11 protein-coding genes and 3 pseudogenes are annotated in these 10,613 nt (G+C 52.7%); 11 read left to right on the forward strand and 3 right to left on the reverse strand.

Features of this window, described 5'->3' with window-relative positions; genetic code table 11:
• Positions 1-23: 23 nt before the first annotated feature.
• A complete protein-coding gene (locus AB9F26_RS19410; protein WP_369768862.1) occupies positions 24-164 on the forward strand; it encodes a helix-turn-helix domain-containing protein in 141 nt (46 codons plus the stop codon).
• A 129-nt stretch (positions 165-293) separates the two neighbouring features.
• Here the strand turns inward: AB9F26_RS19410 and AB9F26_RS19415 are convergent.
• Positions 294-479: pseudogene (locus tag AB9F26_RS19415) on the reverse strand (integrase core domain-containing protein); the annotation flags it as partial.
• A gap of 829 nt (positions 480-1,308) precedes the next feature.
• Between AB9F26_RS19415 and AB9F26_RS19420 the strand changes: the two are divergent.
• The 6 genes and pseudogenes from AB9F26_RS19420 to AB9F26_RS19445 all read left to right on the forward strand — a co-directional run.
• Positions 1,309-1,587: a CopG family ribbon-helix-helix protein gene (locus AB9F26_RS19420; protein ID WP_369768803.1), complete on the forward strand. Its 279-nt coding sequence runs from the start codon at positions 1,309-1,311 to the stop codon at positions 1,585-1,587.
• Complete coding sequence (locus tag AB9F26_RS19425) at positions 1,575-1,874, forward strand: type II toxin-antitoxin system RelE/ParE family toxin (protein ID WP_369768804.1); 300 nt, start codon at positions 1,575-1,577, stop codon at positions 1,872-1,874. Before AB9F26_RS19420 ends, AB9F26_RS19425 begins: the two co-directional genes overlap by 13 nt.
• Positions 1,875-2,281: 407 nt before the next feature.
• Positions 2,282-2,674, forward strand: a complete 393-nt coding sequence (locus tag AB9F26_RS19430; RefSeq protein WP_369768806.1) for a transposase — start codon at positions 2,282-2,284, stop codon at positions 2,672-2,674.
• Positions 2,671-3,018: an IS66 family insertion sequence element accessory protein TnpB gene (tnpB, locus tag AB9F26_RS19435; protein WP_369768808.1), complete on the forward strand. Its 348-nt coding sequence runs from the start codon at positions 2,671-2,673 to the stop codon at positions 3,016-3,018. Before AB9F26_RS19430 ends, tnpB begins: the two co-directional genes overlap by 4 nt.
• Positions 3,019-3,086: 68 nt before the next feature.
• The gene (locus AB9F26_RS19440) at positions 3,087-4,589 is read left to right on the forward strand and encodes an IS66 family transposase (RefSeq protein ID WP_369768810.1); all 1,503 of its coding nucleotides are present in this window, start codon (positions 3,087-3,089) and stop codon (positions 4,587-4,589) included.
• Positions 4,590-4,650: 61 nt separating this feature from the next.
• Positions 4,651-5,205: pseudogene (locus tag AB9F26_RS19445) on the forward strand (UDP binding domain-containing protein); the annotation flags it as partial.
• Between the two features lie 199 nt (positions 5,206-5,404).
• On the opposite strand, the gene AB9F26_RS19450 reads toward AB9F26_RS19445, so the two are convergent.
• Complete coding sequence (locus tag AB9F26_RS19450; protein WP_369768811.1) at positions 5,405-6,607, reverse strand: Fic family protein; 1,203 nt, start codon at positions 6,605-6,607, stop codon at positions 5,405-5,407.
• 559 nt (positions 6,608-7,166) lie between these two features.
• On the opposite strand from AB9F26_RS19450, the gene AB9F26_RS19455 reads away from it, so the two are divergent.
• The 4 genes and pseudogenes from AB9F26_RS19455 to AB9F26_RS19470 all read left to right on the forward strand — a co-directional run bounded on the left by AB9F26_RS19455 (position 7,167) and on the right by AB9F26_RS19470 (position 8,736).
• A complete protein-coding gene (locus tag AB9F26_RS19455) occupies positions 7,167-7,415 on the forward strand; it encodes a hypothetical protein (RefSeq protein ID WP_369768813.1) in 249 nt (82 codons plus the stop codon).
• Between the two features lie 2 nt (positions 7,416-7,417).
• Positions 7,418-7,801 carry a type II toxin-antitoxin system death-on-curing family toxin gene (locus tag AB9F26_RS19460; protein WP_369768814.1) on the forward strand — a complete coding sequence of 128 codons (384 nt, stop codon included), beginning with the start codon at positions 7,418-7,420 and terminating at the stop codon, positions 7,799-7,801.
• Between the two features lie 73 nt (positions 7,802-7,874).
• The gene (locus AB9F26_RS19465) at positions 7,875-8,207 is read left to right on the forward strand and encodes a lipocalin family protein (RefSeq protein ID WP_369768863.1); all 333 of its coding nucleotides are present in this window, start codon (positions 7,875-7,877) and stop codon (positions 8,205-8,207) included.
• Positions 8,208-8,359: 152 nt separating this feature from the next.
• Positions 8,360-8,736 (forward strand): annotated as a pseudogene (locus tag AB9F26_RS19470) (DUF2237 family protein).
• Positions 8,737-8,911: 175 nt separating this feature from the next.
• Here the strand turns inward: AB9F26_RS19470 and AB9F26_RS19475 are convergent.
• On the reverse strand, positions 8,912-10,102 hold the full coding sequence (locus AB9F26_RS19475) for a lytic murein transglycosylase (protein WP_369768864.1): 1,191 nt from the start codon (positions 10,100-10,102) through the stop codon (positions 8,912-8,914).
• Positions 10,103-10,613: the final 511 nt, after the last annotated feature.

The following is a 10,613-nucleotide window of genomic DNA, read 5'->3' on the forward strand; positions in this document are numbered from 1 at the left end:
GCGCCAAAGCTTAAGGCACGCCCCTGGGAAGGCCATCTGCCCTGTCGCCGGATCAACAAGATAAAGTGAAGCAAAAAATCAGAAACGGCGAGGCAATCTCAGCTATCGCATGCGAATTCGAAACCAGCAGGCAAACAATCATGCGCGTCAGAGACCGAGGGTAATCCTATGTCGCGTTTCGTACCTTTGTTGGGATGGACCCCACGGGTCGTGTTTTTCTTAATCGTGATTTGGGTGCCGATCAGTGCTGACCCAGTAATCCCCCCATTTTTAATGGGGTCCAGCCGTAGAATTTACGCGGCCATTTTCAGTTTCATGGCGTGTGTGATGCCGCCGATGCCCATGTTGGGTCGCTCGTTGTTGTATGTCCAGAGCCATTTCGTGGCCTGATCTTGTGCCTCTTCGATGGTTTCAAAGATGTATTGGCTGAGCCACTCGCCACGTACAGTGCGGTTGTAACGCTCGATATAGGCGTTTTCAGCAAAAACGCATCAGGTCTGCACACATGCTCGATGACGTCAGAGCAAATACATAAATCGCATGCCGGTAATGTCTCTGGAAATGCATCAACGGATTCCCATTGTCTTTCAGGGTTGGTTTTCTTGAGAAACTCCAGGGTCGATCCGATTTCTAATCCCAGCGTTTCGAAATCTTTGAAATACTTTAGCAGTTTGAAACCTGAACCGGCACCCATATCAAGTATTCGTTCGGCTTTATACTCTTGGGCCACTCGTGAGGCATGCCCGTACACCTCGTCCTGCCAGTCGTCTTCGTTTTCTGTATCGTCAAAATGGGGTACGGTCTGGAAGTATTTATACCCCTTTGCCAGAAAGAAGTTTTGCGCGGACCCATCGGCCTCTTTCACATTCGAAGCATTATCAGCCATGTACGTATTTCCTTTCAACTATAGAAAACATTAGTTGTAACCGTTGGGGATCTGAACGCTTGAAAGATGCTGGGGCATTGCGGGTTTTTGAAGATGTTATTTCCGGCAAGCAATTTCGACCTGTTCGCAGCCAGTTAAGGTGGATCAGGGTTTCATTTAGGCTGCCGATCTCATTGGTTTTGCTTTTCTGTCATAGGCTTCATCTGGGGTCAAGATTCGTGGTGGATTGGCCTTGCCCATGCAAGCTACACGATAGAAAAAATTCTTGAGTGGTAACAAAGGCCGCACAGAGGCTATTCCGCATCGTTTCAAAAACGCTCCTTTTTGGAACGGAGGTGTTGTGCCTTGATCGGCTCAGATAGGCTCTGGTAATGCTTTCCTGATAGGGGTATTGTTAAGTGATACCTATGGAGGAAAAACTCATGCAAACCCCTGTTGCGGTCAAACTAGACGCTGACGTTCATAGCCGCGTAAAAGCACTTGCTGATGCGCGGGACAGATCCCCACACTGGGTGATGCGTGAGGCAATCGCGCAATACGTCGAGCGCGAGGAAAAACGCGAAGCCTTCCGCCAGGACGGTATCCGTGCTTGGAACGCCTATCAGGAAACTGGGCTGCATGTGGCTCATGCCGAGGCAGACGCTTGGCTGGCACAGCTTGCCGCTGGTGACGATCAGGAGCCGCCTGAGTGCCACGTCTGATCTGGTCGCCCGAAGCACTGGCCGACATTCAGCGCCTCTATCGCTTTCTTGCCGAGAAAAATCCTGATGCTGCTAGGCGTGCGGCTGGTGCTATCCGTGACGGGATGCAGATTGTTGCGGATCATCCGGATGTTGGCCGTCCCGCCGATAATATGGACCCAGAGTTTCAGGAATGGCCGATCAGTTTTGGAGCCAGCGGTTATGTTGCGCTCTATCGCTTACAGCACGAGACCGCTCTAGTCGTCGCTGTGCGGCACCAAAAAGAGGTCGGCTATCAGCCATCTTAGGTGTGAGAGGTGGTCGCGGGAATTCGGACCAGTAGTTAAGGTGGATAAGGAATGGCAAAGAGATACACAGATGAGTTTCGGCGTGATGCAGTGCTGTTGACATACGATTCAACTTATTGGTTTATTCATAACACCGCTTACTAGATGTTCATGGTTTGCTCCCAAGAGGAGATTCATCTGGGGGTTGTAGTTTTGGGGGCGATAGTATCGACATTCTATCACGCTATTATCGTGATGTTACCGTAGTGCATGTTTTATCGCGCTATTATCGTAGTAGACTATTTTAAATATGTTCTTTACGCCTAAGGCTGCATCTGATCCGTAAGCGTTTGGTGAACCCGCTCTGACGGTTTGTTTTTTGATGATCTAAGTGTCCACCATCGATAGTGGACACTTAGGGGCACTCTATGAGTACAGGAAAGAAGCGTTTTTGGTCGGATGACGAGAAGCGCGAGATTAGCGGTCAAACGCGTGTTGAAGGTGCGTCGGTCGCGCAGGTTGCACGGCGTTATGCGGTGAATGCCAACCTCATCCATAAATGGCTGCGTGATCCCCGTTTTGCTGGGGCGGCCAATGACGAAGCTGATATTCCAGCGGTGGACGGTTTTTTGCGCGTTGAGATTGAAGATGCCGAGGTGGTCTCTGACACGACCGCTCCCGTTGTTCTGACGAACGCTGCCCAAACACCGCTGCGCGCCACCCGCGTTGACCTTACCCTTTCTGATGGCCGACGGGTTTTGGTCGAGGGGCCAACAGCATTGTGCGCTGTGGTCAGCTTAGTTGAAGGATTGACTGCATGATCCCTGTGCCAAGCAACACGCGGGTTTGGCTTGCGGCTGGCGTGACGGACATGCGGCGCGGGTTCAATACACTGGCATCGCAGGCGTCATCAGTTCTGGCAGAGGATCCATATTCCGGTCATCTGTTTGTGTTCCGCGGGCGGCGTGGTGACCTGCTGAAGATCATTTGGTGGGACAGCCAAGGTGCGTGCCTGTTCAGTAAGCGACTGGAGAAAGGCCGCTTCGTCTGGCCTGCTGCTAAGGATGGCAAGATCAGCCTCAGCCCCGCGCAATTGTCGATGCTCTTGGAAGGGATCGACTGGCGCATGCCTCAGAAGACATGGCGACCATTGAAGGTTGGATAAGTTCTTAATTCTTGAGCTTTTTACGCTTCTGGGATTCACTACCTTTGCCACATCGGGTATATGAACTTATGTCCAGCACGCCTGATATCATCCCCTCTGAACCCGCCGAGTTGCGCGCGTTTACCGTTGGATTGCTGGCGGAGTTGAAGAACCGCGACATGCTGATCCAGAAGCTGCGTCATCAGGTTGCGGGCCAAAATATCCACCGCTTTGGATCAAAAGCCGAGGGTCTTGATCAGCTGCAATTGCGCCTTGAGGATGAAGAGATGGCCGATGCTGCCGCGGCACCTGTCGCGCCGCCAAAGCAAGCTAACGAGGACGCGAAGGCCAAACCCAAGCGCAAACCACTGCCAGAGCATCTGCCGCGTGTCGAACAGATGCTATCTGCTGGCGACGTCTGCACAGGCTGTGGCGGTGCATTGCGCGAGTTGGGCCGCAATACGACAGAAGAACTGGAGTATGTCCCGGGTCGTTTTGTCGTGAACCAGATCATCCGCCCCCGCATGGCCTGCAAAGATTGCGACTGCATCAGCCAAGCGCCAATGCCATCGCGCCCGATTGAGAAGGGCATTCCCGGGCCGGGGTTCTTGGCGCATGTGTTGGTCAGCAAGTATGCCGATCACTTGCCCCTGTACCGCCAAGCGCAAATCTTTGCGCGCGAGGGCTTGGATATGAATCGCTCCACACTGGCCGGATGGGTTGGTAAATCTGCGGCATTGCTGGAGCCACTAGCAGAGGCCATCAAGCGTCACGTCCTATCCGGTCAGGCCATCTTCGCGGATGACACGCCCGTTAAGATGCTGGCCCCTGGCAACGGTAAGACAAAGACGGCTCGCTTTTGGGCCTATGACAGAGATGAGCGCACATGGGGCAGCAATGCAACACCTGCGGCATGGTATCAGTTCACGCCAGACCGCAAAGGCATACGCCCCAGCGAACACCTCAAGGATTATCAAGGCTGGATGCACGCCGATGGGTATGCGGGGTTCGAAGAGCTGTACCGGTCGGGCAAAATCAAAGAAGTTGCCTGCATGGCTCATGTCAGACGCAAGTTTGTGGACGTGTTCAAATCCCAAGGGTCGCATGTGGCGGAACAAGCCATCAAGCGCATTGCCCAGCTTTATGGTGTCGAGAAAAAAGCGCGCGGATTACCACCAGAACGGCGCGTCGAACTCAGGCAAGCAAAAGCAACGCCCATTCTGGATAATCTGGAAAGCTGGCTGCAAAGCGAACTGCCCAAGCTGTCAGGCAAGACGCCCTTGGCCAATGCCATTCGTTATGCTCTCACCCGCATGAAGCGGTTGCGCGGATATTTGGATCACGGGTTCCTTGAACTCGACAACAACACAGCCGAACGCTCCATGCGCGGCATCGCCATTGGTCGCAAAAATTACATGTTCGTCGGATCTGAACGGGGCGGCAAATCCGCAGCCATCATCTACACACTGATTGAGACCGCCAAACTCAACAGCGTCGACCCGCAGGCATGGCTCACCGACACCCTCAGCCGCATCGCTGACCACAAGATCAACAGGGTTGATGAACTGCTTCCGTGGAATTATAAGGCGTGAATGGACGCTTACGCTGATCCCAAAGCTTGTGGCTTTTCATCAACCTTCTTTAAAAGTTCGCGCCATGCGGGTGGCCTTCTTCATTGAACTCGACAGCTATGCCATGTCCGACGGAATGGACACGCGGCAGATCATTGAGGGCGTCGGTCTCGACCTGCGCATCGGGACGCATTACAACAATCCGTCCTTTGGTTATGGCGGCTACTGCCTTCCCAAAGGCTCCAAACTACTCCTCGCGAACTACTCCGAGGTGCCGCAAAACCTGATCCGTGCCATCGTCGACGCCAACCGGACGCGCAAGGACTTCCTGTCTGATAGGATCATTGCGCGCAAGCCTAGCGTGGTCGGGATTTACCTGCTGGTCATGAAGGCGGGAAGTGACAACTATCGCCAGTCATCCATCCAGGGGATCATGAAACGGATTAAGGCAAAAGGCATTGAAGTGATTGTCTATGAGCCTGTGATGCAGGAAGAAACCTTTTTTTGGTCCCAGGTAATTCGCGATCTTGAAGCCTTCAAAGCGGAGGCTGACCTCATCGTCACCAACCGGCTGACTAACGAGATTTCCAGCGTCGCGGACAAACTATTCACGCGCGATCGGTATGGCGCAGACTGATGCGACATCATCCGCTACGAAGATGTCTATGCCCGTGGGCAAGGGGCTAAGGGATAAATGAAAACGCCGCGTGAACTCTGCGGCTGGACACAATTGAAAATGGGGGAATTACCCGGCGAACAGCCTCAAAGAGGCTGGCGTCATCGCTGAAAAGCAGATTTTGGCTTCAAGATGAATGCGCCATCCGTGACCATCAACGTCACTGGGGCAAGTCCCCGCCTGCAAACAGATTAGGAAAGAGCCGTTCCCGGTAGTCTAAAGGGAAGGCCAATCTCACCGGGGTCTTTGGAGAAGCGGATGTCAGGTACCCAGCGGCGGTCAGTTTACTGAGGGTGTTACGAGCCGTGCGCTCGGAGGTCTTGAGCACGATCTGTGCTTCGCCGCGCTCAAGTGCACCATGCCGCAAGACGGCGGAGATTAGGTCGGGTGCGCGCTTGTCGTCGATCGTATCGTCGACTAAGCGCCTGTAACGCTTCTCCAATGCGCCGAGATCAAACAACTTTGTGGAAAACGTGATCTGATCCAACGTGACCTTCAGGAACCATTCACAATATGTCTTCAGCGCAGCCTCGGAAAGGTTGCCCCGCCCGTCGAGGTCCCCGCGTCGTGGGCTGTCAGCAAGGTCCATCATCCGCTTATATTCGCCGGGGTCTGTCATCCCTCGCGCAAGACCACGGGAAACAGACCAAAGGCCCTCTCCGCCAATCCCAGCAGTGAGTGCCATGGCATGCGACATCAATCGGCTGACGCGGCCGTTCCCGTCCGGAAATGGGTGAATGTAGTTCAACCGATGATGCGCCGAGGCTATCGCGATGATCCGACCACTTGCCGAACGTGCGGCAATCTGGAATCGCTTATCAAAATGATCCATGAAGGCCGAGACACGGGACGAAGACGGTGGCAAATGGCGTCCGACAGCGACTTCCCGGTCCCCCCCTTGCCGCATATGACCGGGAACGATCGGTTCCTCCGTTCCGTCCGGGTGCTCCATGACGCGAAATTCGTCAGGCATTTCGTTGTAGAAAGCCTTGTGAACCCAGGTAAGAAATTCGACCGAAGTGGGCCGAGGCAGGGTGCCAGCCCGGTACATCTCGTCGATGGCGCGCTGCACTATGACATGCGCGCGCGCTTCTAGGGCGAGGGGACGGGTTTCTTCTTCAAGTTCGGCACCGGCGAGGGCGCGTTCGATATCGCGCGGCCGTGTGTTGTGACCCTCGATCAAGTTTGAGTAGTAGCAGTTCATCACCCGGACTAGGTCGGCCAACTCAGCGGCACTGTCAGGGTGCAGCCCCTGTCCCAGACGTGTTGCGTCCCGTTGGATTTCGACCGAGAGGTCCGCCAGGTCGACTGGTATACGTTCCTCAAAGAAACAGGGTTCGATCCTACCAGGTGTTTCTAACATTTTTGCCGATCTCAGATGTGTGAAAAATTCTCTCTATATAGTATGTTTCTGTATCTGAATGCAAGTTTTTGCCGATAATCGTTGCCGATCTTGGTTGCCGAAGCCTGGTGCGGAAAATGCCCCGAAGAGCAAAAGAGACAAACCAGAGCTACAAAGGCTCCGCCTTAAGCCGAACGAATTGCAGGATTTCAACGCAGGGTGAAGGGGGCAACGTCTAAAAGTCTTCGCACCCTCTTCCAAATTGATCCCACTGGGATAAAAAATAGTTGCCCAATCAGACTCATCATTATCAGATATTTTCGGGGATAAAGGTGCGCCCTGTCAGCCCTTTATACAGCGCTGTATTTGCCTTCAGGTTTTTGGGTGGGATCTTTCATTGAAAGCCACAATCGCGAACGGGAAAATCAAACAGACCCCAAAGATCCTGGGCGAACACCTTTTCTTTGACCTCGCTCGGCCCGAAACTTCAGTCGATTGGCTTATCGCATGAAGAAACAGGCGTTCTTGTATTTAAACGCGCATTGCAGTATGCACTATAATACACAATAGAGAGATCATCATGACCAAACTCCTCACACCCCACATTGCCACAATGACCGAAATGCGTGAGCCGCATAAAGTGCTTGAACGTTCCGGCGGCAATCCGGTTGCGGTTTTGAAGAATTCGGCTCTGGTGGGGTATTTTGTACCCGCCGAGGCTGTTCAGGAAACCGATAGCCGTGTTGCCACACGCGACGAGGTCTTGGGAAGCCTCAAGCGCCGGAAAGATGTTAACCAGCCCGTTCTTGACTACCTTAAGGACAAGTAGGCGTGTTCAGTCTCTTGTCTCCAGAACTTATTGAACTCATTCATGACGAGGTTCTGAACCCTGGCGAACTTGTGGGACGCGCGCGTGACAAATCGCTCGAGGGCGCGTTGTCGCGTGTGGACAACCGCCTTGCGTATGGATTGATTGACGACGCGTTTGCGCTAGCGGCTTGTTATGCCGAGGCGGTCGCTCAAGGCCACTGCTTCAATGACGGCAACAAACGTACAGCATACCAATCCATGGACGTCTGTCTCGATGTCAACGGCATCGCCCTAAACTGGACTGTTGAGGGCGTCGCCGATCGAATAATTCTCCAGGCGCAAGGCAAGCTGGAAGCAGAAGATTTTGCGCACTGGCTGAGGTATATGGTTGACCATAAAACCTAATTGTCCCGAGTATTGCCCGGCCGGAATTTTAACACTGCCCTCTGGCGATGTCTCTGTTACCGGCATCGCATGGTTGGACCGTAAGTGGTCGTCTCAACCACTGTCGGACACCCAATCAGGAAGGGATTGGTTTTCGCTGTCATTTGAAGGCGGGTCAAAGCTGATGGAATTTCAATTGCGCAAAGCCGACGGCTCACTCAACTCGTCCTTAACATGGATCGCACCTGATGGGGCGACCAAGTCTTATTCTGACGATTCCTTTGCTGCGGAACCCCTTGACACGAGCCTTGTTGAAGGGCGAGACGTCCCAACCCGATGGCGGGACACGTTGCCAGAACAAGGTGTTGACGTGACCGTAGAAGCCCTAAACCCTAATGCTTGGATGGACTTGTCGATCCCTTATTAGGAAGGGCCAGTCACAGTGGTGGGCAGTCATAGAGGATATGGATGTCTGGAGATGACAGGCTATGAGTGACCCAACGGGGGGTCCGTCCAAATCTTGAAGACTAATAATTCGAATGCTTTTCTCTATATCACAAAAAACCTTAGGAGGACACTATGCAACCTGAAAACAAGATCAACATATTGGGTGGCCCTCTGCAGCTTTGCAGCTCTGAGCCAGTGACTGGTTTTTTTAGAGATGGCCACTGCAATACTTGCGCAGAAGATAAAGGTTCTCACACCGTTTGTGCAGTTATGACCGCAGAATTTCTCGCCTTCTCAAAGTATGTCGGCACGACCTAAGCACATCTCGGCCTGAGTTCGGATTTATTGGCCTCAAAGTCGGTGACAGCTGGTGTCTTTGCGCATTACGTTTTCTACAAGCTCACGACGAAGGTTGCGGACCAAAAGTGAACTTAGCTGCGACCCATATAAACGCCCTGAATATCGTGGCGCTAGACATTTTGAAGCAATATGCAATCCCTATACAATAACCCTGCCCTAACGGAATAAATCTGCTTTGAATTGGGTTTGAGCACGCCCGCTCAAACCAATTCACTATGACATAGTGCCTGCTGTGTGCGGAGAAGGTGTCAACATCGACCGGATGGGTCGGGTCTAGGTCTCTACCCTTCACAAGCGAGTTTCCTCTGACATCCCCGCGAGCGCCTATTTCAAACCCATTTCTTTTTTCGGAAAACAAGTCGCCTTCTGACCATTGGCTTCCTGCCAGCGACCAACAGATCGTCTGGTTTTGAAACCTGGCAATCCATCCGCTCCACCAACATCATGGCCTTGCCTTTCGAGAGTACGCTGCATCGCAGCGATATCTGATCTGTAAAGCTTACCGACGGCTCCCCAACGGGCCGAGAAATCTCCAACACCGTATTGAATGCGATCTCCGACATGACCCACGAAGAGAGCATAGAGGTCGCTCATGTTGTAATCTTTCAGGACGTAAAAGTTGGGTGTCACTATAAAGGCAGGCCCGCCTCTTCCCGCAGGCATCAGTAGATATCCCTCACCAAGTTTTTCATGGTCTGGGAATGGCCGGCCTGAAGTGCGCGTGATGCCCAACACCTCCCACTCAGAGATACGGCGGCCTTGATCCGGCCCTTCAAGAGTGCAGGAGACAGAAGAAGGGACTTTGACTTCGAACCCCCAATCGCGCCCACTCTCCCATCCGTGCTGTTCGAGATAAGCGCCAATGGAGGCAATCGTGTCGGCTTGCGAATTCCAAATATCTGCCCGTCCATCGCCATTGCCATCGGCGGCGTACTTGAGAAAGTTTGACGGCATGAACTGCGGTTGTCCAAGTGCCCCGGCCCAGCTGCTTTTCATCGCGCCCCGCGGAGCATGCCCTGCCTGCGCAATCTCGAGTGCGGCAATAAGCTCGCCTGCGAAGTATTCCTTGCGGGTGCTCATAAAGGCCTTAGTCCCGAGCACCTCAAAAGCATCGTTTGGGATAGCGACGCGTCCATACCCGCTTTCGCGGCCCCAAATCGCCAGAATGATGCGGCTTGGAACACCCGTTTTGCGCTCCACTGATTTCAAAGTGCTGGCGTATTTATTTGCCATCTGGCGGCCTACAGATGTGGCACCATCCACGGAACCTCGATTGAAGTACTTGCCAGGAGAGCCAAATTCAGCTTGTCGTTGTTTCTTGGGTACGGCGGCTTTTGCTCCTGGAGGAACCAAATCTGGCAGCTTCCAGTTAAGAGATACGCCCGAGAACGCCGTGTTGAAAGTATCGGCGGAGACGCCTCTAGATTTGGCCTTTGGCCAAATTGTTTGAACTAGCCAGCTTTGAAACTGCTTCTCTATAGACGCCTTGTTTTGAGCCTGCACCGGTGCGATCATCAGTGAGAGAGATATAAGGAGAGTGGTGAGAAATTTTACGGGAAACATCTTTGCCTGGTACCTTTTCTAAACCATAAGCAGATAAAGACAAAAAACAAAGTGTTAACAAGCGGCGAGGCGGCATTGTCAGATTATATTTGTGGGGCCATATCTTTTGCTCCAATCGGAAAATAGATTGGGAAAATCTCCATAATGGGTTTGGACTACTTCGTCGCGATGGAAAACACTTCCCCCGTGCCCTTGTAACACTCTTGTCGCATCGTCCTATTCATGGTCGAAATTTGCGCCGCTGGATCCAATAATAATGACCTGAAACTGGAGGAATATTTAGGAAAAAAGGATCGTAACTATGAGCAAAAAGGAAACAACAAGAAAATCCTCATCGCGAAAGCCGAGTCCGTCTTAGTTTAGTCGAGATACAATGTAATCTTGAAGATGGCTAAGTGGCTCGTCTGGAAATGAGGTACTTCCTTGTCGATGGCACCCACCCCTAACGAACCCGTTAGGGGTG

This window comes from Falsihalocynthiibacter sp. BN13B15 (assembly GCF_041205415.1).
Classification (GTDB): Bacteria; Pseudomonadota; Alphaproteobacteria; order Rhodobacterales; family Rhodobacteraceae; genus Falsihalocynthiibacter; species Falsihalocynthiibacter arcticus.